Origin of the sequence: Blastococcus sp. TML/M2B, from assembly GCF_016612865.1 — a bacterium.
GTDB lineage: Bacteria > Actinomycetota > Actinomycetes > Mycobacteriales > Geodermatophilaceae > Blastococcus.
Map to the genome: position 1 here is coordinate 1,662,044 of NZ_JAENZZ010000002.1, position 23,964 is coordinate 1,686,007.

Sequence of the window (23,964 nt, forward strand, 5' to 3'; positions counted from 1 at the left end):
CCCATCACTGTCTCGTCCGTCTCGCCCGAGCGGGTGCGTGCCGAACCATCTGGCGAAGCCGGTACGGGAGGAACTGCGGAACAGGTGTCCTGCCACCCATTCCCCCGGCCCGTCCGGCACAGAGCTCTGCTCAGGGGCCGGGAGCGGCGGCGGGGGACGACCGGACCAAGACTGCTTCCGTAGCGGAGCGCCCGAAGGGCGGAAGGATCTTGGTCCGGTCGGGAGGAGGCGGCGCGGGAGGCCCCTACGCTGAGCTGCCGGACGGGTCGGGGGACCAGCAGGCACAGCCCGCCGCAGGCGGACGGTGACGACGGCGCAGCCGGCGCCACGCGCAGCGTGGCCCGTAGGGCGCTCCTGTCCTCCCCCACCGGCCCCTGCCTTGCGACGTCGGCGGCGCGCCCGCCACATCACGCGCCCCGGTCACCCGACACGTCGCGGGCGGCTGCGGCGAACCCGAACCTGGTCACGAACCGCGCAGTGTCGCCGTGCCCCGACTGCGTCGCGGAAGGCCATGGGTCGAGCGTGGCCAGGTCAGCGCCCGCCCGAGGGCGTTGGACCGGATGTGGTGGACAGAAGCCGTTGTCCACAGGGACCACTTGCGCGGGAGGGCCCCATGCTGGCGGCCCTGCCTCGGCGGACCGGAGGACAACAGGAGGACAACAGGAGGAACCGCCATTCCCCCGGGCAGCGGACCTCCAGCCTTGTGCGCCCGGATCGCCCGGCTGTCGACGGATCCCGGGAGAACTGCTTCGCAAGGGCGGGGCCGGCAGGTGAAGGGGCCTTCGTCGCTGGCCGGGTGACGCGTCGGCGGCGGCCGCTACAGGAGGAGAACCGGAGACGGTCAGAGAAAGCTGGCTGTGAGGTGTCACCAACGGGCCCGAAATGGCGCCTTCTGTGGTGAAGGCACCGCCCAGCACCGACGATCCTCCGGGAGCCAGCCATGCCCGACCCCACCGCCGACCGCGAGCCCGAGTTGCTCACCATCACCGAGGCCGCGGACGTGCTCCGCGCGCCCGTCGCCACCCTCCGGTACTGGCGACACCTCGGCACCGGCCCGAACAGCTTCCGACTCGGCCGGCGCGTCCTCTACCGCCGCGCCGACCTGCGCAGCTGGATCGACGCACAGGCAGACCAGTCCCCCCGCCGATAGCCCCGCACTCGTAGCACAGGGGCTGGAGCGGACACGGGACCGGTGCGTACTCCAGGCACACGGTGAGGCCCGGCGGCCGGCCCCGGCTGTGGACGACGGCGAGGCTCCCAGCACCGAGAGGAGCAAGCGATGGGATGGATGGGCCCGGTCGTGAACGGCCAGGCGCACGAGGGCTGGGTGGTTCCGCTGTTCGCCGACGGCGCGCAAGGCGCCGGCACCACCAGCGCCCGCGGGGTGCTGATAGCCCGCCGGCCCGACGAGGGGCCGCGCGATGGGGACCGGGTGCGGCTGGCCTACCGGGAGGGCTGCACCGTCGAGGGCATCTGGCAGAACGGAACGGTTCTCGGCGGTGACGGGATCATGCCCGCCGGCGCCGGCGGCCAGGTGCACTGCGAGGTGATCGAGGAGGCCGAGGAGTGGCGCCCGGACGCGGAGGTGGTCGGCTGGGTCGCCGGCTGCACCTGCGGCTGGCGCGGCGCCCCCTGGGTCCGCGCGACCGCATGGAAGCTGGCCGACCCGGCGGCGCGGCGGCTCGCCGTCCCGGGCCCGTGGGCCGATCTGGACACCGCCGACGAGCACCGGGTGATCACCGAATGGCGCCGCCACATCGCCGGATGGCAAGCCCTGGAAGACGTCGAGCAGACCGCAGCCCGGCACGCCGCCGCCGCCCGCGCGCTGGACCAGGCCGTACGCACCGCAGTCGCGGCCGGGGCCTCGTGGTCTGACATCGGCCGAGCCACCGGCATGTCCAGCCGGTCGGCCACCCAGCGGTGGTCCGCCCGTGACTGAGCAGGCGACCGGCCACCCCGGACCGAGCGGGGAAACCGGGCCAGGGCAGCGGACCGTGCTCGTCGTCGACCTCGACGGCGAGCCGCTGGCGCCACTGCGCGCCCTGGAAGAGATCCTGCTGTGCCCGCGCCGCCGCCCTCGGCCACCCCGGACTCGACCCGTCATCGCCGAGCTGGTCGCCACCTGCGCCGAGCAGGAACCACACATGGGCGCAGGGATCGGGGATCGACCGGTCCCTCTACTGAACCCGCGGCCGGCCCCGGCCACGCCGGGGCCCGCTTCCATGAGCATCCTCGGACGTCGCTCCCTACGGCAAGTCTGGTCAGCGCAGGAGACGGATGGTGCACCGAGGGCCAGGAGCGCCGACCAGCCGGCCGTCCGCGGTGACCAACTCGCAGTCCAACAGCTCGGCGAGGGCCACGTAACAGGCGTCGTAGGCGCTGACGTTGGCGCGCAACTCGAAGGCGCGCCGCATCATTCGCAGCGTAGGAACGCGCTCGAACTGCAGCTGCTGCAGATGCGCGACGGCGGCCTCGAAGCGTTGATCGGTCAGCGTGCGACTCAGCCAGCGTTTGCGCAGCACCGACACGGTCTCGACGTCGACCAGATCTGGGGCGGTGATCCGGTCGGCGGCGCGAAGCTCATGGCGGGCGGCGTCCCCATCGGCGTGATCGTCGGCAAGGGCGTTGGCCAGGATGGAGGCGTCGACGACGATCACCATGCGCTCACGGAAGCCGTCAGCGGTGCGAACGTTCGTCATCCAGGTCAGCCACTGCTGCCTGCAACCCGACCCGACCGCCGTGCTGGGCCTCCATCTCATCGAGGACTTCGCCGAGCGAACGCTGCTCGGCCAGGCGGCGCAGTTCGGCGGCGAGGTACTGCTGCAACGACTGATGAGCGCGCTCGGCCTTGCGCTGGAGAGCGGCATGAACGCCCTCGGGGACATCACGAACCAGAACGTGCGGCATGCTTACATAATGCTTACACCCGTTGATGCGCGCAAGGGGACGTCGGCGCGCTCCCAAGCGCGCCGCAGGGCCCTCGACCGGCCGGCGCGGTCCGCAGCCAGTCCGCAAAAGTCCGCAGAAAGTCCGCAAACCGGCCAACCACGAGCACCCTTGATCAACAACACTCGACCATAAAGCCGCAGGTCAGCCCCGAGTTTCATCGATCACCAGCGGTAGCCGACCGTCGCAGATCAGTACGACAACTACCGCTGACCCGGGCGGCCCGCAGCCCGCGACGGTGTGCGCGGGTCGGCAGTTCCGGGCGCCGGAACTGCCGGTCCGCGCACACCGTGCGCCGGGGCGGTCAGCCGCGGCCGAGGTCGCGGGCCATCTGCTCCAGGCGGGCGATCCGCTCGGGCATCGGCGGGTGCGAGGCGAACATCGACGCCATGCCCTGCCCGCGGAACGGGTTGGCGATCATCAGGTGGCTCTGGGTGACCAGCCGGTCGTCCTGCGGCAGCGGGAGCGCCGATGCGCCGCGCTCGATCTTGCGCAGCGCCGACGCCAGCGCCAGCGGGTCCTGCGAGAGCTGCGCGCCGGTCGCGTCGGCCTGGAACTCGCGGCTCCGGCTGACCGCCATCTGCACGAGCCCGGCGGCCAGCGGGCCGAGGACCACCAGCAGCAGCCCGCCGAGCGCGTTGCCACCGCCGCGGTCGTCGCCGCCCCGGCCGCCGAACAGCGACGCGAACATCGCCATGTGCGCCAGGTAGGTGATCACCGTGGCCATGGCGCCGGCGACCGAGCTGATCAGGATGTCGCGGTTGTAGACGTGCGAGAGCTCGTGGGCCAGGACGCCGCGCAGCTCGCGCCGGTCGAGCAGCTCGAGGATGCCCTGGGTGACGCACACGGCGGCGTTGCGCGGGTTGCGCCCGGTGGCGAACGCGTTGGGCTGGTCGGTAGGGCTCACGTAGAGCCGGGGCATGGGCTGGCGGGCCTCGGTGGCCAGCTCGCGGACCATCGCGTACAGCTGCGGCGCCTGCGTCTCGGTGACCGGGAAGGCGCGCATCGCCCGCAGCGCCAGCTTGTCCGAGTTGAAGTACGCGTAGCCGTTCACGCCGAGGGCGATCACCAAGGCGATGAGCAGCCCGCCGCGGCCACCGATGAGGGCGCCGGCGAGCAGGATGAGCCCGCCCATGAGACCGAGCAGGACGGCGGTCTTCAGTCCGTTGTTCCAGCGCTGCACGCCCTCCCCAACGGCGCTGCCGGGACCGCCGTTCCCGACCCCGACCGGTGGAATGCGCCGCCCGCCCGGGTGGTTCCCTGGAGTGAAACCAGAATGTGCTTCGGGTCTCAGTACCCGCGGGTCCCGCGCGCACGTAACCTCGGCCGGTGGAGGTACACCACTGATGACTGCCAGCACCCCGCCGACCAACGGCGCGCCCCTCGACGACGTCCACGCACCGGTCGCCAGCTCGGCCCCCGGCGGCCTGGTCAAGAGCGTGGTCGAACTCGACCGCGTCGTGATCCGGTTGGCGGGTGACTCGGGTGACGGCATGCAGCTCACCGGCAACCGCTTCACCAGCGAGACGGCGTCCTTCGGCAACGACCTGTCGACGCTGCCGAACTTCCCCGCCGAGATCCGGGCTCCTACGGGGACCCTGCCGGGCGTCTCCTCGTTCCAGCTGCACTTCGCCGACCACGACATCATGACGCCGGGCGACGCTCCCGACGTCCTCGTCGCGATGAACCCGGCGGCGCTGAAGTCGAACCTCTCCGACCTCCCCGGCGGCGGGCTGCTGATCCTGGACTCCGACGAGTTCACCCCGCGCAACCTGGCGAAGGTCGGCTACGCGACCAACCCGCTCGAGGACGGCTCGCTCGAGGGCTGGCAGACCGTGCCGGTCCCGCTGACCTCGATGACCCTCGACGCGCTCGCCGACTCCGGCCTCGGCAAGAAGGAGGCCGAGCGGAGCAAGAACATGTTCACCCTCGGCCTGCTGAGCTGGATGTACCACCGGCCCACCGAGGGCACCGTGCGCTTCCTCGAGCGGCAGTTCCGCCGCAAGCCCGAGATCGCCGCGGCCAACATCGCGGCGTTCCGCGCCGGCTACAACTACGGCGAGACCACCGAGGCCTTCGCGGTCTCGTACGAGATCAAGCCCGCTCCGATGGACGCCGGCCGGTACCGCAACATCTCCGGCAACCAGGCGCTCGCGCTGGGCATCGTGGCGGCCGGGCAGCGGTCGGGCCTGCCGATCTTCCTCGGCGCCTACCCGATCACCCCGGCCTCGGACATCCTCCACGAGCTGTCCAAGCACAAGTCCTTCGGCGTCCGCACCTTCCAGGCCGAGGACGAGATCGCCGGCATCGGCGCGGCGCTCGGCGCCTCGTTCGGCGGCGCGCTCGGCGTGACGACGACGTCGGGCCCCGGTGTGGCGCTCAAGGCCGAGACCATCGGCCTCGCGGTGATGACCGAGCTGCCGCTGCTCATCGTGGACGTGCAGCGCGGTGGCCCGTCCACCGGCCTGCCGACCAAGACCGAGCAGTCGGACCTGCTGCAGGCGATGTTCGGCCGCAACGGCGAGGCCCCGCTGCCGGTGATCGCGCCGCGCTCCCCGGGCGACTGCTTCGACGCCGCGATCGAGGCCGTCCGCATCGCGCTGACCTACCGCACCCCGGTGATGCTGCTGTCGGACGGCTACCTCGCCAACGGCGCCGAGCCGTGGGCGGTCCCCGAGACCGCCACGCTGCCGGACCTCACCGGTGCGGTCGGCTTCGCCACCGGCCCGAACGCCGCCTCGACCGACGGCACCCCGGAGTTCCACCCCTACCAGCGCGACCCGGAGACCCTGGCGCGCGCGTGGGCGGTGCCGGGCACCGCCGGGCTGCAGCACCGCATCGGCGGGCTGGAGAAGGCCGACGGCAACGGCAACATCTCCTACGACCCCGCGAACCACGACTTCATGGTCCGCACCCGCCAGGCAAAGATCGACGGCATCGCCGCCTCGATCGGCCCGACGGACGTCGAGGACCCCGACGGCGACGCCCGCGTGGCGGTCATCGGCTGGGGCTCCACCTACGGTCCGATCGGTGCGGCCTGCCGGCGGATCCGGGCCTCGGGCCGCTCGGTGGCGCAGATCCACCTGCGGCACATCAACCCGTTCCCCGCCGACCTCGGCGAGGTCCTGGCCCGGTACGACCGGGTCGTCTGCCCGGAGATGAACCTCGGGCAGCTGGCGCTCCTGCTGCGCGCGAAGTACCTGGTCGACGTGCAGAGCCACACGCAGGTGAGCGGGATGCCGTTCCGCTCGGCCGAGCTGGCCGCGGTCATCCAGGACGCCATCGACACCACCAGCACCCCCGCGGTTCCCGCCGGAGCCGCCGCGAACGGAGCCACGCTGTGACCACGCTGGACACGCACGTGCACGACCTGGGCATGCCCGGGAACCCGATCTCCGCGGCGGTGGCCGAGTCGGTCGCCCTCTCCGGTGAGAAGCGGACCGAGCTCAAGGCCAAGGACCTCAAGACCGACCAGGAGGTGCGCTGGTGCCCCGGGTGCGGTGACTACGTCATCCTCAACGCGGTCCAGAGCTTCCTGCCCAGCCTCGGCATCGCGCGCGAGGACATGGTGATCGTCTCGGGCATCGGGTGCTCGTCCCGCTTCCCGTACTACATGAACACCTACGGGATGCACTCGATCCACGGGCGTGCCCCGGCGATCGCGACCGGCCTGGCCGCCTCGCGCCCCGACCTGTCGGTGTGGGTCGTCACCGGGGACGGCGACTCGCTGTCCATCGGCGGCAACCACCTGATCCACGCGCTGCGCCGCAACGTGAACATGACGATCCTGCTGTTCAACAACCGGATCTACGGCCTCACGAAGGGCCAGTACTCCCCCACCTCCGAGGTCGGGAAGGTCACCAAGTCCACGCCCATGGGCTCCATCGACGCCCCGTTCAACCCGGTGTCGCTGGCGCTGGGCGCCGACGCCACCTTCGTCGGGCGGGCGATGGACTCCGACCGCAAGGGCCTCACCGACGTGCTGCGCCAGGCGGCGGAGCACCAGGGGACGTCGCTGGTGGAGATCTACCAGAACTGCAACATCTTCAACGACGGCGCGTTCGAGCTGCTCAAGGACCCGACCACGGGCACCCAGTGGTCGATCCCGCTGGAGCAGGGCAAGCCGCTGGTCTTCGGGCCCGACGGCGCCGCCTGCGTCGTGAAGGACGACTTCGGCGGGCTGCGCATCGCCGAGACCAACCAGGTGGACGCGGCCGACATCGTGGTCCACGACGCGACCCGGGAGAACCCGGCGTACGCGTTCGCACTGTCGCGGCTGTCCTCGCAGGACCTCCGCTACACGCCGATGGGCGTCTTCCGCTCGGTGCAGAAGCCGACCTACGACGGCCTCATGACCGAGCAGCTCGACACCGCCAAGGTGCAGGGCAACGCCGACCTCGACGCCCTGCTCTCCGGTGGCGAGACCTGGACCGTCGAGTAAGTGGTCGGAACCGCGGGCCCGTCTCCTACCCGGAGGCGGGCCCGCGGTGCGTCCGGAGCAGCTCGGTGAGCACCGGGAGCGCGCGGTCCAGCTCCGCGCGCGTGGGGGCGGCGTAGCCGAGGACGAGGCCGGCCCGGCGCCCGTCCACGTCCTGGAGGTGGTGCCGGCCGAGCCCGTCGAGCTCCAGCCCGCGTCCGGCGGCGGCGGCCCGCAGCGCCCGCTCGGTGGCGACGTCGGCAAGCGGCACGAGCAGGTGCGCGCCCGCGGGATCGCCCTCGGCGCGGTGCCCCGCGGCCGCGACGGCGGCCCGCACGTCCTCCCGCCGGGCGGCCATCTCCCGGCGCAGCCGGCGCAGGTGCCGGGCGAGGTCGCCCGATCCTGCCAGCGCGGCGAGCACCCGCTGACCGGCGCGGGCGGGGCGGGTGCCGGTCGCCGTCCGCCGCGCCACCAGCGCCTCGCGCAGCGGCTCCGGCGCCACCAGCCAGCCCACGCCCAGGGTGGGGGCGAGGATCTTGCTGGACGTGCCCAGGTGGACGACGACGTCGGGGCCCAGGGCGCCCAGCAGCGGCAGCGGCGCGACGTCGAAGCGCAGCTCGCCGTCGTAGTCGTCCTCCAGCACCCACCAGCCCTCGGCCCGCGCCCGCGCGACGAGCGCCACCCGGCGCGCGGCGGACATCCGCCGGCCGGTGGGGAACTGGTGCGCGGGCGTGCAGTAGACCGCGGCCAGACCTGCCGGCAGCGCCTCGACGACCAGGCCGTCGTCGTCGACCGGCGCGGGCACCACCTCGAGCCCCGCGTCGCGGAGTGCGCCGACCGCGCGCGCGTACCCCGGGTCCTCCACGGCGACCCGGCTGCCCGGTGGCAGCAGGCGGGCGACCTCCAGCACGGCGGCCGAGGTGCCCGCGGTGGCCAGGACGTCGTCGGGGCCGGCCACCAGGCCGCGGTGCCGCAGCAGGTGCTCGGCGACCGCGCCGCGGAAGGCGGGGTCCCCCGCGGGCTCGGGGTGCAGGTCGGGCGGCTGGTCCCCGGCCGCCCGCCAGGCCCGCCGCCAGGCCGCGCGGTCCAGCACCTCCAGGCACGGCGCGCCGGCCCGCAGCTCGACCAGCTGCGGCAGGGCTGGGCCGGCGCCGGCCCTCGGCCCGGGCAGCGCCCGCGCGGAGGGTGCCGCGCCGAGCACGAACGTCCCGATCCCCCGGCGGCCGCCGGCCCAGCCCTCGGCCAGCAGCTGGTCGTAGGCGGCGCTGGTGACCGTGCGGCTGACCCGCAGGGCCGCGGCGAGCTCGCGGGTGGAGGGCAACCGGTCCCCCGGGCGCAGGACGCCGTCGGCGGCCGCCGCGCGCAACGCATCGGCGAGCTGCGCGGCCAGCGGGGTGCGCGAGCCGCGGTCCAGCACGACGGGCGGCACCACGCTCACGGTCGGCTCCTCGGGTTTGCACGGCGGTGGCCTGCTGGAACGCTAGCCGATTGGCCGTTCCGGGAGACCACTGCCGACCGCAGGATCGGGGCATGACCGCCGCTCCCCCGCTCTCGCCGACCGACCGCAGCACCGTGCGCCGGGGCGCGCAGCGCGCCCGGCACCGACCGCGCCGACCTGCACGCCGTGCTCGACGCGGGTCTGGTCGGGCACCTCGCCGTCGTCCTGCACGGCGCCCCCGTCGTCCTGCCGACCGGCTACGGACGGCGCGGCGACACCCTGTACCTGCACGGCTCGACCGGCGCGGCGACGCTGCGCGCGGCGACCGCCGGGTCACCGGTGTGCTTCACCGTCACGCACCTGGACGGCGTCGTCTACGCGCGCTCGGCGTTCCACCACTCGGTGAACTACCGCTGCGCGGTGGTGCACGGGACGGCGCGGCGGGTCGAGGACCCCGCGGAGAAGGCGCTGGCCCTCGAGGCGCTCACCGAGCAGCTGGCACCCGGGTCGTGGGCGGCCACCCGGCTGCCCGACCGGCGCGAGCTGGCCGCCACCGCGGTGCTGGCGCTCGACCTCACCGAGGCCAGCGTCAAGATCCGCACCGGCCCGCCCGGGGACGACGAGGGCGACCTGCCCGCCCCCGGCGACCCGGACCCGGTGTGGGCCGGCGTCCTGCCGGTGACCACGGTGCTCGGCGTCCCGGAGCCGTGCCCGCTGCTGCCCGCGGGGACGCCGGTCCCGGCCCGGGTGGCCGATCGGCGGCCGCCGGGTCAGGAGTCCGGGCGTCAGGAGCCCGGGCGTCAGGAGCGGGGCGTCACCCGGAGCAGCTCGTCGTCGCCGTCCCCGTCGTCGGTGGTGGCGTAGAAGGCGCCGTCCTCCCCGGCGCGCAGCGACCGGATGCGGCCGTGCGTGCCGTCCAGCTCGGGGACGGCGAACTGCTGCCGCAGCGCACCGTCGTCCCCGAGCCGCAGGGCGAGCACGCCCCGGGCCTTGAGCAGGCCGATGACCAGCACGCCGTGGTAGTCCCCCCACGCGGCGCCGTCGAGGAAGGTGGCGCCGCTGGTCGCGAGCGTGGGCGCGCCCGAGGACCAGACCGCCGGGATGGCGCCGGGGATGCCCGGATCGGTCATGGGGACGCTCTCGTCGTAGGAGCCGTCGCCGTCGGGGTTCCAGCCGTAGTTGCCGCCCGCGCGCAGCAGGTTCACCTCGTCGTCGCGGTCGGGGCCGTGCTCGACGGAGAAGACCTGCCCGGTCCCCCGTCGCACGGCGAGGCCCTGCACGTTGCGGTGGCCGAGGGTCCACACCTCGACCTCGCCGGTGGCGGGGTCGACGCGCAGCACCTTGCCCCCGAGCGACCCCGGGTCCTGGGGCACCGCGCCGGCGGCGGTGTCGCCGGTGCCGACGAGCAGCGCGCCGTCCGGGGCGAACTCCAGCCGGCAGCCGCCGTGCCGCCCGGAGGCCGTGTTCAGCGGCAGCCCGCCGACCAGCGGGTCCGCGACGCGGGTGAGCGACGACCAGTCCGGCGCCGCCGTCCACGCGACCACCTGGATCTCGCCGTCGCGGTCGCCCTGGCAGCTGTAGAGCCGCGCGTTGCTCGTGAAGGCCGGGTCGAGCGCGAGCCCCATCAACCCGGTCTCGCCGAAGGCGTTCAGGTCGTCGAGGGTCGGCGGCCACCTCCCGGACCGTGCCGTCGGGCAGCACGGCGGTGAAGCCGCCGGCCCGCTCGTCGACCAGCAGGGTGCCGTCGGGCGCCCGGACGACGTCCCACGGGTGGTCCAGCCCCCCGAGGACGACCTCCACCGCGAGGGCCGTCGTCCCCTCCGGTGCCGGCGGGGACGCGCCGGGCCCGGGGGCCGCCGAGCAGGCGGCGAGCAGCAGGACCACCACGGGGAGCAGGGCGCGTCGCACCCGTCCAGCATGGGGTCAGCTGGTGCGGGTCACCACGTAGTCGCAGAGCGCGGACAGGGCGTCGCGCACCTCGCCCGCCGGGACGGCGGTGAGCCGGGCGCGGGCGCGCTCGGCGTACTCGCGGGTGACCTCGGTGGCACGCTGCAGCGAGCGGGACGCCCGGAGCAGCTCCAGCGCCTCGGCGTGCTCGGCGTCGTCGGTGACCGGGGCGGCGACCAGCTCGCGCAGCCGCGCCTCGGCCGGGTCGTCACCGGCGAGGGCGAACAGCGCCGGCAGGGTGGCGATGCCCTCGCGCAGGTCGGTGCCGGGCGACTTCCCCGAGGCGCCCTCGACGCCGACGATGTCGATCAGGTCGTCGGACAGCTGGAAGGCGACGCCGACCTCCTCGCCGAACGCGGTGAGCTCCTCGACCAGGGCGGCGTCGACGCCGGCGAACGAGGCGCCGAAGCGGGCGGAGGTGGCGACCAGCGAGCCGGTCTTGTCCGCGAGCACCTCGAGGTGGTGGCCGACCGGGTCATCGCCGGGCTGGGCGCCCACGGTCTCCCGGATCTGCCCGGTGACCAGCCGCTCGAAGGTGCGGGCCTGGACGCGGACGGCCTCGGGGCCGAGGTCGGCGAGCAGGTCCGACGCGCGGGCGAAGAGCAGGTCGCCGGTGAGGATGGCGATGCTGTTGCCCCACCGGCTGTTCGCGCTGGGAGCGCCGCGGCGCACGGACGCCTCGTCCATGACGTCGTCGTGGTACAGCGTCGCGAGGTGGGTGAGCTCGCAGACCACCGCCGCCGAGGTGACCTCCGGGCGGTGCGGATCGCCCAGCTGCGCGGCCAGCAGCGCCAGCATCGGGCGGAACCGCTTGCCACCCGCGGCCATGAGGTGGCCCGCGGCCTCGCGCACGAACGGGTGCTCGCTGCCGACCGCCTCGGCCAGGGCCTGCTCGACCCGGGCCAGCCCCGCGGCGAGGCCGTTCCCGAGCTCGCCCTCGGGCAGCCAGGGCCCCATGGTGGAGGCCGGCGTCGAGATCCGGTGCCGGACCTCGGTGGGGGTGCCGTCGGCTGCGGCACGGGCTCCGGTCATCAACCGACGAATCTAGCCGCCTCCTCGGCCAGGTCGAGCACCGCCCCGGGCACGATGCCCAGCGCGAGGGTGGCCGCGGCCGTCACGGCCAGCACCAGCGTCGTCGGGACTCCGGGGACGCCGACGGTCGGGCCGTCCGCGGCGGGGGGCGAGAAGTACATGAGCACGATGACCCGCAGGTAGAAGAACGCCGCGACGGCGCTGGCCAGCACCGCCACCAGCACCAGCGGCCAGGCGCCCTGCTCGATGGCCGCCCGGAACACCGCGAACTTGCCGGTGAAGCCGGCGGTGAGCGGGATGCCGGCCAGGGCCAGGAGGAACAGGCCCATCACCGCGGCGGTGAGCGGCGAGCGGGAGGCCAGCCCCGCCCACTGGGACAGGTGCCCGGCCTCGCCGTCGCCGTCGCGCACCAGCGTGAGGACGGCGAAGGCGCCGAGCGTGGTGAGCCCGTAGGTGAGCAGGTAGAACATCGTGGCCGCCAGCCCCGAGCCGTCGCCGGCGGCGCCCAGGCCGAGGACGCCGGTGAGCAGGAACCCGGCGTGCGCGATCGAGGAGTAGGCGAGCATCCGCTTGAGGTCGGTCTGGGTCAGCCCGAGGACGGCGCCGACCACCATCGACACGATCGCCACGCCGTAGATCAGCGGCCGCCAGGTCCACTCCTCGGTGCCGAAGCCGACGTAGAGCAGTCGCAGGATCGCCCCGAACGCGGCGACCTTGGTGCAGGCGGCCATGAACGCGGTGACCGGTGTGGGGGCGCCCTGGTAGACGTCCGGCGTCCAGCTGTGGAACGGCGCGACGCTGGCCTTGAACAGCAGGCCCACGATCAGCAGCGCCAGCCCGAGGACGACCAGCACGTCGTCGCCCTCCCCGGCCACGGCGGTGCGGATCTCGCCGAGCCGGACGGTGCCGGTCGCGCCGTAGACCAGCGCGAGGCCGTAGAGGAAGAACGCCGAGGCGAACGCCCCGAGCAGGAAGTACTTGACCGCCGCCTCCTGGGAGAGCAGCCGTCGGCGGCGGGCCAGGCCGCTGATCAGGTACAACGGCAGGCTGAGCACCTCGAGCGCGACGAACATGATGAGCAGGTCGTTCGCGGTGACGAAGAGCATCATGCCGCCGACGGCGAACAGGGCGAGCGGGTAGACCTCGGTCTGCACGCGCGTGGAGGTGACCAGCTCCCGGTCGCGCGGGCTGCCGGCGGGCACCGCGGCCGAGGCCACGAACGCCGAGCGGGCCGGGTCCAGCCCGCGCTCGGCGAAGAGCAGGACGGCGAGGGTCGCGAGCCCGGCGACGGTGGCCTGGAGGAAGAGCCCGGCGTCGTCGACGGCGAGCGCCCAGGCGGCGGTGACCTCGCCCCCGGCCTCCAGGTCGCGCGTGCCGGCGAGCACCAGGGTGGCGGCGAAGCCACCGACGGTGCCGACCAGGGCGACGGCGACCTGCACGGGGTGCCGCACCTCGCGCGGGGCGAACGCCTCGACCAGCACGCCGACGCAGGCGGCGCCGAAGACGAACAGCAGCGGCGCCAGGGCCGCCAGGGAGAGGTCGGGGGCCTCGATCATCGGGTCGCTCCGAGGTCGCTCAGGGTGGCGGTGACCGCCGGCTCGATGATGTCCAGCAGGAACTGGGGCTGGACGCCCAGGACCACGATCAGCACCGCCAGGGGCGCCACCACGGCGAGCTCGCGCGCGCTCAGGTCGGGGAACCGCCGCGCGGTCGCGGCCGGCGCGGTGAGGACCGCGGTGGCCCCGGCGCCCGCCACCTCCCCGGCGTCCGTCACCTCTCCGGCACCCTCGGCCTCCCCGGCGGTCGGCAGCCCGCCGTCCACCGGTCCACCGCCGCCGGCCGGCGGCGCGACGACGCCGCGCGCCGGGCCGTGCATGGTGCGCTGGTACATCAGCAGGATGTAGAGCGCGGCCAGGACGATGCCGGCGGTGGCGAGGATCGTGAACACGGGGCGCTCGGGGAACGCGCCGATGAGCACGAGGAACTCGCTGACGAAGCTGTTGGTGCCCGGCAGGGCCAGCGAGGCGAGCCCGGCGAGCAGGAACACCCCGGCGAGCTTCGGGGCCTGCGCGGCCACGCCGCCGTAGTCGCCGATCTGCCGGGAGCCGCCGCGGGCGATCAGCATGCCCACGACGACGAACAGCAGGCCGGTCGCCAGCCCGTGGTTGACCATGTAGAGCACCGCGCCGGTCGCGGCCTCGGTGGTGAACGCGAAGATGCCGAGCGCGATGAAGCCGAAGTGCGAGATCGACGTGTAGGCGACCAGCCGCTTCATGTCGCTCTGCCCCATCGCCAGCAGCGCCGCGTACAGCACCCCGATCACCGCGAGGGTGAGCACGAGCGGGGCGAAGAACCGCGACGCGTCGGGGAACAGCGGCAGGCAGTAGCGCAGGAACCCGAAGGTGCCGACCTTGTCGAGCACGCCGACCAGCAGCACCGCGCCGCCGATCGGCGCCTCGGCCGCGGAGTCGGGCAGCCAGGTGTGCAGCGGCACCAGCGGCGCCTTGATCGCGAAGGCCACGAAGAAGCCCAGGAAGAGGAGCTTCTGCACGCCGGGGTCGATGTCGAGCTGGCGCAGCGCGTCGAAGGCGAAGGTGCCCTCCCCCAGCTCGCTGCTGCTCACCACGTACAGCCCGATGACGGCGGCGAGCATGACCAGCCCGCCGACCAGGCTGTACAGGAAGAACTTCACCGCGGCGTACTGCCGTCGCGGCCCGCCGAAGCTGCCGATCAGGAAGTACATCGGGACGAGCATCGCCTCGAAGAAGACGTAGAACAGGAAGACGTCGGTGGCGGCGAAGACGCCGACCATGCACGCCTCGAGCAGCAGCAGCCAGGCGAAGAAGTAGCGCATCGGCCGCTCCTCGGCGCCCTCGCCGGGCCCGCGGGCGCCCTCCTCCCAGGAGGCGCCGATGACCACCGGCACGAGCACGCCGATGAGCAGCAGCATCACCAGCGCGATGCCGTCGACGCCCAGGGCGAAGTCCACGCCGAAGTCGGGGATCCAGGCCACCGACGTCGTCAGCTGGAAGCGCTCGCCGCCGGTGTCGAACGCGACCGCCGCCAGCACGGCGAGCAGCAGGACGAGGAGGCCCACACCCAGCGCGACCTGCCTGGCGAGCGCGTCCCGCGCCCTCGGCAGCGCGGCGACCACCGCCGCACCGACCGCCGGGACGGCGATCATGGCGACGAGGAACGGGAAATCACTCACCGGCGAGCACCTCTCGTGAGCTACGGGACGGCTGGAGCGCGAGCGGGCGGGGCGCGGTCATCCCGAGGTCACCGCCAGCAGCGCGCCGGCCACCAGCACGGCGCCGCCGAGCATGCCGAGCGCGTAGGTGCGCACGAAGCCGGTCTGCGTCCGGCCCAGCCGGGACGACGAACCGCCCAGGCCGGCGGCCAGGCCGTTGACCGCGCCGTCCACCCCGCGGTTGTCCACCCACACCAGCGCCCGGGTGAGCCACTGCCCGGGCCGCATGACCAGCGACTCGTTGATCGTGTCGGCGTAGAGGGCGTTGCGGGCCGCGCGGGTGACCGGCGAGACCCGCACCGGCGCGGGCACCGGCACCTCGCGTCGGCCGACGAACAGCCAGGCGGCCGCCACGCCGACCAGCATCACCGCGGTCACCACGAGGCCGACGGTCAGCGGGGCGACGACGTGCGCGGCCTCGTGCTCCTCGCCGAACACCGGCTCCAGCCAGTCGGCCAGCGGGAACGCCTCCACCAGCAGGAACCCGGCGCCGATGGAGCCCAGGGCCAGCACGACCATCGGCGCGGTCATCACCGACGGCGACTCGTGCGGGTGCACGCCCGGCTCCCACCGCGCCCGGCCGAAGAAGGTCATGAGCATCAGCCGGGTCATGTAGAACGCGGTCAGCCCGGCACCCAGGACCGCGACCCCGCCGAGGACCCAGCCCCAGACGTCGTCCCGGTCCAGCGCGGCCTCGATGATCGCGTCCTTGGTGAAGTAGCCGGAGAGGAACGGGAAGCCGATCAGCGCGAGGTAGCCCAGCCCGAAGGTGGCGAAGGTGATCGGCAGCCTCTTCCAGAGCCCGCCGAACCGGCGCATGTCCACGCCGTCGTCCATCGCGTGCATGACCGAGCCCGCGCCCAGGAACAGCCCCGCCTTGAAGAAGCCGTGGGTGAGCAGGTGCGCCAGCCCGGCGACGTAGCCGGCCGGGTCCCAGGCCGACGGCCAGGAACATGTAGCCGATCTGGCTGACCGTCGAGTAGGCCAGCACCTTCTTGATGTCGTCGAAGGCGCACCCGGCGATCGCGCCGATCAGCAGGGTCACCGCCCCGACGGCGAGGACGACGGTGCGGGCGGTCGGCGTCCCGTCGTAGATCGGCGCCGAGCGGGCGATCAGGTAGACCCCGGCGGTGACCATGGTCGCGGCGTGGATGAGCGCCGAGACCGGGGTCGGGCCCTCCATCGCGTCGGGCAGCCAGGCCTGGAGCGGGAACTGGCCGGACTTGCCGCACGCACCGAGCAGCAGGAGCAGGCCGATCGCGGTGAGCGTGCCGCCGGCCAGCGTGCCCACGGAGCCGAAGACGCCGGCGTAGGACGTCGTCCCGAGCTGGGCGAACATCACGAAGATCGCCAGCGCCAGCCCGACGTCGCCGACCCGGTTCATGATGAAGGCCTTCTTGGCCGCGGTCGCGGCGGCCGGGCGGGTGTACCAGAAGGCGATGAGCAGGTAGGACGCCAGCCCGACGCCCTCCCAGCCGACGTAGAGCGCGACGTAGCTGTTGCCCAGCACCAGCAGCAGCATCGCGGCGACGAACAGGTTGAGGTAGGCGAAGAACCGGCGGCGGGCGGGGTCGTGCGCCATGTAGCCGATCGAGTAGACGTGGATCAGCGAGCCGACCCCGGTGATCAGCAGGGCGAACACCGCGGACAGCGGGTCGTAGAGCAGCCCCGCGCGGACGTCGAGCTCACCGGTGGAGATGAAGGTGAACAGGTCGACGTCCACCGACCGCCCGTCGACGTCGGCCAGCTGCACGGTGCACAGCACCGCCAGCAGGAACGCGACGGCGACGGTCGCCGTCCCCAGCAGGTGGCCCCAGCGGTCGGTGCGCCGGCCACCCAGCAGCAGCACGGCGGCGCCGGCCAGCGGCAGCGCGATCAGCAGCCACGACCAGCCGAGCAGGCCCTCGGCGGGCAGCGCCTCAGTCATTCCCCGGGTCCCCGTCTCGCCGTCAGTACTTCAGCAGGTTGGCGTCGTCGACCGAGGCGGACCGCCGGGTCCGGTAGATCGACATGATGATGGCGAGGCCGACCACGACCTCGGCCGCGGCGACGACCATGACGAAGAAGGCCATGATCTGGCCGTCGACGGTGCCGGTCGCCCGGGCGAAGGTGACCAGCGTGAGGTTCACCGAGTTGAGCATCAGCTCGATGCACATGAACACGACGATCGCGTTGCGGCGGACCAGCACGCCGACGGCGCCGATGGTGAACAGGATCGCCGCGAGCACCAGGTAGTGGGTCAGCGTCATGCCGTCTCCTCGGGCGGACCCAGCTGCGGGCGACCGGTCGGGCGGGGCATCTGGTCGACCTCCTGGGGCTCGATGCCGGTCGCGAGGCTCTGGGCCGCGGTGCGGCCGTCGGGCAGCAGCCCCGGCGCGGCCACCGAGTTGGCCCGGGCGTACACGCCGGGGCCGGGCAGCGTCTGCGGCTGCTCGGTGAGGAACCGGGCCCGGGAGAGCTCCTTCTGCGTGCGCCGGCTGCCCGGCTCGCGCTCGATGTGCGCCAGCACCATCGCCCCGAGCGCGGCGGTGATCAGCAGCGCGCTGGTGACCTCGAAGGCCAGCAGGTAGTCGGTGAACAGGGACTCCGCGATCGCCGGGATGTTGCCCTCGGGCTGGGCCCCGCTCAGACCGGTGACCACCATGCCCTCGGTCGCGCGCGCCAGGCCGGCGCCCACCAGGCCCGCGAAGCCGACGCCCAGGACCGTGGCGGCCACCCGCTGGCCGCGCAGCGTCTCGACGACGGAGTCCGACGAGTCGCGGCCGACCATCATCAGCACGAACAGGAACAGGATCATGATCGCGCCGGTGTAGACGATGATCTGCACCGCGCCCAGGAACGGCGCCTCCTGGATCACGTAGAACACGCCCAGCGCCAGCATGGTGTTGACCAGCCAGAGCGCGGAGTGGACGGCGTTCCGGCTGAACACCATGCCTAGGGCGCCGGCCAGCGCGAGCGGCCCGAGGACCCAGAAGGCGACCGCCTCCCCGGTGCCGATGACGACCTCGTTCACGCCGTCTCCCCCGCGACCGGCTCGGCCGCGGACGAGCCCGGCACCCGCAGGTAGTAGTCCTTCTCGTCGTCCCCGAGCCGCATCGGGTGCGGCGGCTGCTCCATGCCGGGCAGCAGCGGCGCCATGAGCTGCTCCTTGGTGTAGATCAGGTCCTGCCGGTTGTCGTCGGCCAGCTCGAAGTCGTTGCTCATGGTCAGCGAGCGGGTGGGGCAGGCCTCGATGCACAGCCCGCAGAAGATGCAGCGCAGGTAGTTGATCTGGTACACCGCGCCGTACCGCTCGCCCGGGGAGTAGCGCGCCTCCTCGGTGTTGTCGCCGCCCTCGACGTAGATCGCGTCGGCGGGGCAGGCCCAGGCGCACAGCTCGCAGCCGACGCACTTCTCCAGCCCGTCCGGGTGCCGGTTGAGCACGTGCCGGCCGTGGTAGCGCGGCTTGGTCACCTTGGGCTCGAACGGGTACTGCTCGGTGGTCACCTTGCGGAACATCTGCGCGAAGGTGACCCCGAAACCCTGCACCGGGGCGGGCATGAGGCTGTCGCGGACCGCCGGCGCCGCGAGGTGCGCCGTCGAGGACCGCTCCACCGCACCGCCCCCGCGGGTCGCGGGCGTGCGTTCGGGCCGCTGCTCAGACAAGGCCGTCCTCCTCGACGGTGGGGGTGCCACGCCGGCCGGTCCCGACGACGGCGACGCCGCCGTCGTCGGAGGCGGCCTGCCGCCGCAGGCGTGGCGAGGGCGGCACCGCGAGGTCCATGGGCGGGATGGGGAAGCCGCCCTCGGCGCGGCTGGGCCCGCCGGTGGGCCGGCGGCGGGCGCCGACGGGGGGCAGCACGTCGGGCTCGGGGTCGACCGCGTGCACCCCGCCCGAGGCGGCCTCGGCCGCCATGAGCCGGGTGTCGCGGTTGGCCGCCCGGCTGGCGACCAGCAGGCCGGCGAGCACCAGCAGCGCGGCCGGGACGCCGACGAAGAGCGTGACCGCGCCGGTGGACAGGTCGGTCTCGCGGGAGACCGTCCGCATCGTGGCGACGACGAGGATCCACAGCAGGGCGGTCGGGACCAGCACCTTCCAGCCGAACCGCATGAACTGGTCGTAGCGCAGCCGGGGCAGCGTGCCGCGCAGCCAGATGAAGACGAACAGCGCGGCGACGACCTTGCCGAAGAACCACAGCAGCGGCCACCAGCCGGAGTTCGCGCCGTCCCAGAGCGACAGCGGCCAGGGCGCCCGCCACCCGCCGAGGAACAGGGTCGCGGCCAGGGCCGAGACGGTGACCATGTTGATGTACTCGGCGAGGAAGAACAGCGCGAACTTCAGCGACGAGTACTCGGTGTGGAAGCCGCCGACCAGCTCGCTCTCGGCCTCGGGGAGGTCGAAGGGCGCGCGGTTGGTCTCCCCCACCACGGCGACGACGTAGACGATGAAGGACACCGGCAGCAGGACGGCGAACCAGCTCGGCCCGGTGAAGTCCCACCCGAAGAAGGAGACGTCGTTGCCGTCGGCCTGCGCGGCGACGATCTCCGAGGTGGACATCGACCCGGCGTAGAGGAACACCGCGACGATCGACAGGCCCATCGCGATCTCGTAGCTGACCATCTGCGCCGCGCTGCGCAGCGAGCCCAGCAGCGGGTAGGTCGAGCCGGAGGCCCAGCCGCCGAGCACGATGCCGTAGATGCCCATCGCCGAGCAGGCGAGGACGACCAGCACGCCGATGGGGGCGTCGGTGAGCTGCAGCGGGGTGCGCTCGCCGAAGATGCTGACCGTCGGGCCCATCGGGATGACGGAGAAGGCCAGGAACGCGGGGACGGTGGCCAGCACCGGGGCCAGGAAGTAGACCGGCTTGTCGGCCAGCGCCGGCATGATGTCTTCCTTGAACGCCAGCTTCAGGCCGTCGGCAAGGCTCTGCAGGTAGCCGCGCGGGCCGACCCGGTTGGGGCCGATCCGCTGCTGCATGCGGGCGACGACCTTGCGCTCGAAGACGATCGCGAACAGCGTCATGAGGACCAGGACCACGAAGACGCCGAGCACCTTGATCAGCACGATCCACCAGACGTCGTTGCCGAAGTCCTCGAGGGTCGGCTGGTCGGCGCTCGCCAGGGGCATCACGCGGCACCTCCGGCGGGGGTGGTGACCGGCTCGTCCGCACCGGCGCTGAGCCGCACGACCGCGCCCGGCCCCGCGCCGAGATCGGTGCGCACGTGGCTGCCGGGTGAGCGCATGGGCAGCCAGACGACGTGGTCGGGCATCGGGGTGACCGCCAGCGGCAGGCGCACGGCACCGTTCGGGCCGGTCACCGTGACCACCTCGCCGTCGGCGGCGCCCAGCCGGGCGGCGGCCTCGGGGGCGAGGCGGACGACCGGCCGGCGGGCGGTGCCGGAGAGCTCCGGCTCGTCCCGCTGCAGCGTCCCGGCGTCGAGCAGCTGCCGCCAGGAGGCCAGCAGCGCCTCGCCGTCGCGCAGCTCCGGGGCGCCGGCCGGCTCGACGGCCGGGCCGGCGACGCCCTCGGGGGCGCGCGCGGTGCCGAGCGCGGCGAGCTCCGCGCGGGCCGCCTCGGGGGTGGGCAGCCGCAGGTCGACGTCCATCAGGTCGGCCAGGCCGTGCAGCACGCGGCCGTCGGGGAGCCGCCCGGCCTCGGGCAGCGCGGCGTCGAAGCGGCGGACGCGGCCCTCCCAGTCCAGGTAGCTGCCGGCCTTCTCGGCGGACGCCGCGACCGGGAGGACGACGTCGGCCCACTCGGTCACCGCCGACGGGAACATCTCGAGGCTGACGACGAAGCGGGCCTCGGCGAGAGCGGACTCGGCGAGCACGCAGTCGGGCAGGTCGGCGGGGTCCACGCCACCGACGAGCAGGCCGGCCAGCTGCCGGTCGCGCACCGCGGTGAGGATGCCGGTGGTGTCCCGGCCCGGGGCCGCGGGGATGGCCGCGGCGTCGACCCCCCAGTGGGCGGCCACCTCGGCGCGGGCGGCGGCGTCGGCGACGACCCGGCCCCCCGGCAGCAGGGCGGGCAGGGCGCCGGCCTCGACGGCGCCGCGCTCGCCGGCCCGGCGGGGCACCCAGGCGATCCGGGCGCCGGTGGCCCGGGCCAGCTCCAGCAGGGCGGTGAACGCGCCGGGCACCTCGGCCAGCCGCTCGCCCGCGAGGACGACGGCCCCGGGCGTCCGGAGCGCGTCGACGGCGGGGCCGCCCCAGGTGCCCTCCGCCAGCGCGTGCAGCGACCGGGCCTCCGCCCCTGGGAGCGTGGTGAGCACGGTGGCCTGCAGCTTCTGCGCGGCGCGGGTCGGGAAGGGAGCGAGGTCGAACACCCGCGCTCCCGCCCGGCGCACCGCGCGGCGCAGCCGCAGGAAGACGATCGGCGACTCCTCCTCGGGCTCGAGGCCGGCGAGCAGGACGACCGGCGCGTTGCCGAGCTCGTCGTAGGTGACCCCGCCGCTGCCGGGGCCGGTGCCGGCCACCGCCGTCGCCAGGAAGGCCAGCTCCTCGGCGGAGTGCGCCCGCGCCCGGGCGTCGACGTCGTTGGTGCCCAGCGCGACGCGGGCGAACTTGGCGTAGGCGTAGGCGTCCTCGACGGTCAGCCGGCCGCCGGGCAGCACGCCGACCCCGCCGGCGTCCCGCGCGGCGGCCAGGCCCGCGGCCGCCGCCGCCCACGCCTCCGGCCAGGACGCCGGGTGCAGGGCGCCGTCCTCACCCCGGACCAGGGGCGTGGTCAGCCGCTCGTTGGCGGTGACGTACCGGAACGCGTAGCGGCCCTTGTCGCAGGTCCACTCCTCGTTGACCGCCGGGTCCTCGCCGGCCTGCCGGCGGGTGACCTTGCCGCGCCGGTGGTCGGTGCGCATGGCGCAGCCCGACGCGCAGTGCTCGCAGACGCTGTCCTCGCTGCGCAGGTCGAAGGGGCGGGCGCGGAACCGGTACTGGGTGCTGGTGAGCGCGCCGACCGGGCAGATCTGGGTGGTGTTGCCGGAGAAGTAGGACTCGAACGGCTCGTCCTCGTAGATCGCCACCTGCTCCAGCGCGCCGCGCTCGAACAGCTCGATGAACGGGTCGCCGGCCACCTGCTGGGAGAACCGGGTGCACCGGGCGCACAGCACGCAGCGCTCGCGGTCCAGCAGGATCTCGGTGCTGATGGCCAGCGGCTTCGGGTAGGTCCGCTTCTCGTCGACGAACCGGCTCTCGGTGCGGCCGTGACCCATCGCCTGGTTCTGCAGCGGGCACTCGCCGCCCTTGTCGCAGGTCGGGCAGTCCAGCGGGTGGTTGATCAGCAGCAGCTCCATCGTGCCCTGCTGCGCCTTGTCGGCCACCGGGCTGGAGAGCTGGGTGCGCACCGCCATGCCCTCTGTGACCGGCATGGTGCAGGAGGCCACCGGCTTGCGCTGCCCCTCCACCTCGACCAGGCACTGGCGGCAGGCGCCGACCGGTTCGAGCAGCGGGTGGTCGCAGAACCGCGGGATGAAGACGCCCACCTGCTCGGCCGCGCGGATGATCAGGGTGTCCTTCGGCACCGCGACTTCGAAGCCGTCGATCGTGCAGTGCACGGCGTCCGGCGGGGTGTGCGGGCCGGGGGCGCCCGGCGGGACCGCGGGCGCGGGCGTCGGGTTCGTCAACGTCATGCCGTCGCTCCCACGGGCTCGAGGCGGAGGCTGCGGCCCAGCCGGGCCTGCTCCTCCGGGGGCAGCAGGGCGACGTAGTCGTCCTTGAAGTACTTCAGCGAGCTGGCGATGCAGCTGGTGGCGCCGTCGCCGAGGGCGCAGAACGAGCGGCCCAGGATGTTGTCGCAGGTGTCGACGAGCAGGTCGAGGTCCTGCGCGGTGCCGCGGCCGTGCGCGATCCGGTCGAGGATCTGCACCAGCCAGTAGGTGCCCTCCCGGCAGGGCGTGCACTTGCCGCAGCTCTCGTGCGCGTAGAACTCGGTGAACCGCAGGGTGGCCTCGACGATCGAGTCGGTCTCGTCGAAGACCATGAGCGCCGTCGTGCCGAGCATGGAGCCGGCCGCCGCCACCGAGTCGAAGTCCAGCGGGACGTCGAGGTGCTCCTCGGTGAAGTACGGCGTCGACGAGCCACCCGGCGTCCAGAACTTCAGCCGGTGCCCCGGTCGCACGCCGCCGGCCATCTCCAGCAGCTCGCGCATCGTCGTCCCCATGGGGGCCTCGTACTGGCCGGGGAGCACGACGCGGCCCGACAGCGAGTAGATCTTCGGCCCGGGCGACTTCTCCGGCCCGAACTCCTTGAACCACTCGGCTCCGCCGCGGACGACGAACGGCACGCTGGCCAGCGTCTCGACGTTGTTGATCACCGTCGGGGCACCGTAGAGGCCGGCGACGGCGGGGAACGGCGGCTTGAGCCGGGGCTGGCCGCGGTAGCCCTCGAGGGAGTCCAGCAGCGCCGTCTCCTCGCCGCAGATGTAGGCGCCGGCGCCGGCGTGCACCACGAGCTCGAGGTCGTAGCCCGAGCCGAGGATGTCGGTGCCGAGGTAGCCGGCGGCGTAGGCCTCCTCGACCGCGGCGACCAGCCGGCGGTGGGCGTGCACGGCCTCGCCGCGGACGTAGATGACGGCGAAGGCCGACCGGATCGCGTAGGCGGAGATGATCACGCCTTCGACCAGCGAGTGCGGGTCGGCCATCATCAGCGGCAGGTCCTTGCAGGTGCCCGGCTCGCCCTCGTCGGCGTTGACCACCAGGTACTTGGGCATCGCCGCGGGGCCGGTCGGGGTCTCCCCCGGCTTGGGCTGCGGGATGAAGCTCCACTTCATGCCGGTCGGGAAGCCGGCGCCGCCGCGGCCGCGCAGGCCGGAGTCCTTGACGAGGGTGACCAGCTCGTCGGGGGTCATGGACAGCGCGGTGCGGAGCGCGGCGTAGCCCTCCATCGACTCGTAGGTCGACAGCCGCCACGACTTCTCGGCGCCCCAGCGGGTGGTGAGGACGGGAGTGAGGGGCATG

The 23,964-nt window shown here is 73.7% G+C and carries 20 protein-coding genes and 1 pseudogene; 5 read left to right on the plus strand and 16 right to left on the minus strand.

Going from position 1 to position 23,964, the window contains the following annotated elements; translation table 11 throughout:
• Positions 1 to 940: 940 nt before the first annotated feature.
• Together JKP75_RS16570 and JKP75_RS16575 are read left to right on the plus strand one after the other, a co-directional pair.
• The gene (locus tag JKP75_RS16570) at positions 941 to 1,150 is read left to right on the plus strand and encodes an AlpA family transcriptional regulator (protein WP_200490162.1); all 210 of its coding nucleotides are present in this window, start codon (positions 941 to 943) and stop codon (positions 1,148 to 1,150) included.
• Positions 1,151 to 1,279: 129 nt separating this feature from the next.
• Entirely contained in the window at positions 1,280 to 1,939 is a 660-nt protein-coding gene (locus JKP75_RS16575; RefSeq protein ID WP_200493262.1) for a hypothetical protein, read from the plus strand.
• 322 nt (positions 1,940 to 2,261) lie between these two features.
• On the opposite strand, the gene JKP75_RS16580 is transcribed toward JKP75_RS16575, so the two are convergent.
• From JKP75_RS16580 to htpX, 3 genes are all read right to left on the minus strand, one after another.
• Entirely contained in the window at positions 2,262 to 2,660 is a 399-nt protein-coding gene (locus tag JKP75_RS16580) for a type II toxin-antitoxin system VapC family toxin (RefSeq protein ID WP_200490159.1), read from the minus strand.
• A gap of 16 nt (positions 2,661 to 2,676) precedes the next feature.
• Positions 2,677 to 2,907, minus strand: coding sequence for a hypothetical protein (locus JKP75_RS16585; RefSeq protein ID WP_200490158.1), 231 nt, complete (start codon positions 2,905 to 2,907; stop codon positions 2,677 to 2,679).
• A 343-nt stretch (positions 2,908 to 3,250) separates the two neighbouring features.
• Positions 3,251 to 4,129: a zinc metalloprotease HtpX gene (gene htpX, locus JKP75_RS16590; RefSeq protein ID WP_200490157.1), complete on the minus strand. Its 879-nt coding sequence runs from the start codon at positions 4,127 to 4,129 to the stop codon at positions 3,251 to 3,253.
• A gap of 163 nt (positions 4,130 to 4,292) precedes the next feature.
• Here htpX and JKP75_RS16595 point away from each other — a divergent pair, with 163 nt between their 5' ends.
• Positions 4,293 to 6,290, plus strand: a complete 1,998-nt coding sequence (locus JKP75_RS16595; protein WP_242471218.1) for a 2-oxoacid:acceptor oxidoreductase subunit alpha — start codon at positions 4,293 to 4,295, stop codon at positions 6,288 to 6,290.
• Positions 6,287 to 7,387, plus strand: coding sequence for a 2-oxoacid:ferredoxin oxidoreductase subunit beta (locus tag JKP75_RS16600; protein WP_309229920.1), 1,101 nt, complete (start codon positions 6,287 to 6,289; stop codon positions 7,385 to 7,387). Before JKP75_RS16595 ends, JKP75_RS16600 begins: the two co-directional genes overlap by 4 nt.
• A gap of 25 nt (positions 7,388 to 7,412) precedes the next feature.
• On the opposite strand, the gene JKP75_RS16605 is transcribed toward JKP75_RS16600, so the two are convergent.
• Complete coding sequence (locus tag JKP75_RS16605) at positions 7,413 to 8,801, minus strand: PLP-dependent aminotransferase family protein (RefSeq protein ID WP_200490156.1); 1,389 nt, start codon at positions 8,799 to 8,801, stop codon at positions 7,413 to 7,415.
• 186 nt (positions 8,802 to 8,987) lie between these two features.
• On the opposite strand from JKP75_RS16605, the gene JKP75_RS16610 reads away from it, so the two are divergent.
• On the plus strand, positions 8,988 to 9,665 hold the full coding sequence (locus tag JKP75_RS16610) for a pyridoxamine 5'-phosphate oxidase family protein (protein WP_309229921.1): 678 nt from the start codon (positions 8,988 to 8,990) through the stop codon (positions 9,663 to 9,665).
• On the opposite strand, the gene JKP75_RS16615 is transcribed toward JKP75_RS16610, so the two are convergent.
• From JKP75_RS16615 to nuoF, 12 genes and pseudogenes are all read right to left on the minus strand, one after another.
• Positions 9,602 to 10,426, minus strand: coding sequence for a sorbosone dehydrogenase family protein (locus tag JKP75_RS16615; RefSeq protein ID WP_242473358.1), 825 nt, complete (start codon positions 10,424 to 10,426; stop codon positions 9,602 to 9,604). The two genes, JKP75_RS16610 and JKP75_RS16615, sit on opposite strands and share 64 nt — an antisense overlap.
• 298 nt (positions 10,427 to 10,724) lie before the next feature.
• Positions 10,725 to 11,780: a polyprenyl synthetase family protein gene (locus JKP75_RS16620; RefSeq protein ID WP_200490154.1), complete on the minus strand. Its 1,056-nt coding sequence runs from the start codon at positions 11,778 to 11,780 to the stop codon at positions 10,725 to 10,727.
• A complete protein-coding gene (nuoN, locus tag JKP75_RS16625) occupies positions 11,780 to 13,336 on the minus strand; it encodes an NADH-quinone oxidoreductase subunit NuoN (RefSeq protein ID WP_200490153.1) in 1,557 nt (518 codons plus the stop codon). Before nuoN ends, JKP75_RS16620 begins: the two co-directional genes overlap by 1 nt.
• Positions 13,333 to 14,991 carry an NADH-quinone oxidoreductase subunit M gene (locus JKP75_RS16630; protein WP_200490152.1) on the minus strand — a complete coding sequence of 553 codons (1,659 nt, stop codon included), beginning with the start codon at positions 14,989 to 14,991 and terminating at the stop codon, positions 13,333 to 13,335. Before JKP75_RS16630 ends, nuoN begins: the two co-directional genes overlap by 4 nt.
• 57 nt (positions 14,992 to 15,048) lie before the next feature.
• Positions 15,049 to 15,939: a proton-conducting transporter membrane subunit gene (locus JKP75_RS23055; RefSeq protein ID WP_309230018.1), complete on the minus strand. Its 891-nt coding sequence runs from the start codon at positions 15,937 to 15,939 to the stop codon at positions 15,049 to 15,051.
• An 82-nt stretch (positions 15,940 to 16,021) separates the two neighbouring features.
• A pseudogene (locus JKP75_RS23060) lies at positions 16,022 to 16,957 on the minus strand (proton-conducting transporter membrane subunit); the annotation flags it as partial.
• A 22-nt stretch (positions 16,958 to 16,979) separates the two neighbouring features.
• Positions 16,980 to 17,279 (minus strand): NADH-quinone oxidoreductase subunit NuoK, encoded by a 300-nt coding sequence (gene nuoK / locus JKP75_RS16640; protein WP_200490150.1) that lies wholly within the window; start codon positions 17,277 to 17,279, stop codon positions 16,980 to 16,982.
• Positions 17,276 to 18,043 (minus strand): NADH-quinone oxidoreductase subunit J, encoded by a 768-nt coding sequence (locus JKP75_RS16645; protein ID WP_200490149.1) that lies wholly within the window; start codon positions 18,041 to 18,043, stop codon positions 17,276 to 17,278. The genes nuoK and JKP75_RS16645 overlap by 4 nt, the downstream gene beginning before the upstream one ends.
• Positions 18,040 to 18,675, minus strand: coding sequence for an NADH-quinone oxidoreductase subunit NuoI (gene nuoI / locus JKP75_RS16650; protein ID WP_255522517.1), 636 nt, complete (start codon positions 18,673 to 18,675; stop codon positions 18,040 to 18,042). Before nuoI ends, JKP75_RS16645 begins: the two co-directional genes overlap by 4 nt.
• Positions 18,668 to 20,137 (minus strand): NADH-quinone oxidoreductase subunit NuoH, encoded by a 1,470-nt coding sequence (gene nuoH / locus JKP75_RS16655; protein WP_207147062.1) that lies wholly within the window; start codon positions 20,135 to 20,137, stop codon positions 18,668 to 18,670. Before nuoH ends, nuoI begins: the two co-directional genes overlap by 8 nt.
• Positions 20,137 to 22,638, minus strand: a complete 2,502-nt coding sequence (locus tag JKP75_RS16660; RefSeq protein WP_200490147.1) for an NADH-quinone oxidoreductase subunit G — start codon at positions 22,636 to 22,638, stop codon at positions 20,137 to 20,139. Before JKP75_RS16660 ends, nuoH begins: the two co-directional genes overlap by 1 nt.
• Positions 22,635 to 23,963 (minus strand): NADH-quinone oxidoreductase subunit NuoF, encoded by a 1,329-nt coding sequence (gene nuoF / locus JKP75_RS16665; RefSeq protein WP_200490146.1) that lies wholly within the window; start codon positions 23,961 to 23,963, stop codon positions 22,635 to 22,637. The genes JKP75_RS16660 and nuoF overlap by 4 nt, the downstream gene beginning before the upstream one ends.
• Position 23,964 lies beyond the last annotated feature (1 nt).

Bases quoted from the DNA above. Each gene is read 5' to 3' on its own strand.
- JKP75_RS16570 (WP_200490162.1), top strand. From the start codon at position 941: ATGCCCGACCCCACCGCCGACCGCGAGCCCGAGTTGCTCACCATCACC.
- JKP75_RS16575 (WP_200493262.1), top strand. From the start codon at position 1,280: ATGGGATGGATGGGCCCGGTCGTGAACGGCCAGGCGCACGAGGGCTGG.
- JKP75_RS16580 (WP_200490159.1), bottom strand. From the start codon at position 2,660: ATGGTGATCGTCGTCGACGCCTCCATCCTGGCCAACGCCCTTGCCGAC.
- JKP75_RS16585 (WP_200490158.1), bottom strand. From the start codon at position 2,907: ATGCCGCACGTTCTGGTTCGTGATGTCCCCGAGGGCGTTCATGCCGCT.
- JKP75_RS16595 (WP_242471218.1), top strand. From the start codon at position 4,293: ATGACTGCCAGCACCCCGCCGACCAACGGCGCGCCCCTCGACGACGTC.
- JKP75_RS16615 (WP_242473358.1), bottom strand. From the start codon at position 10,426: ATGGGGCTCGCGCTCGACCCGGCCTTCACGAGCAACGCGCGGCTCTAC.
- JKP75_RS16620 (WP_200490154.1), bottom strand. From the start codon at position 11,780: ATGACCGGAGCCCGTGCCGCAGCCGACGGCACCCCCACCGAGGTCCGG.
- nuoN (WP_200490153.1), bottom strand. From the start codon at position 13,336: ATGATCGAGGCCCCCGACCTCTCCCTGGCGGCCCTGGCGCCGCTGCTG.
- nuoK (WP_200490150.1), bottom strand. From the start codon at position 17,279: ATGACGCTGACCCACTACCTGGTGCTCGCGGCGATCCTGTTCACCATC.
- nuoH (WP_207147062.1), bottom strand. From the start codon at position 20,137: ATGCCCCTGGCGAGCGCCGACCAGCCGACCCTCGAGGACTTCGGCAAC.
- JKP75_RS16660 (WP_200490147.1), bottom strand. From the start codon at position 22,638: ATGACGTTGACGAACCCGACGCCCGCGCCCGCGGTCCCGCCGGGCGCC.
- nuoF (WP_200490146.1), bottom strand. From the start codon at position 23,963: ATGCCCCTCACTCCCGTCCTCACCACCCGCTGGGGCGCCGAGAAGTCG.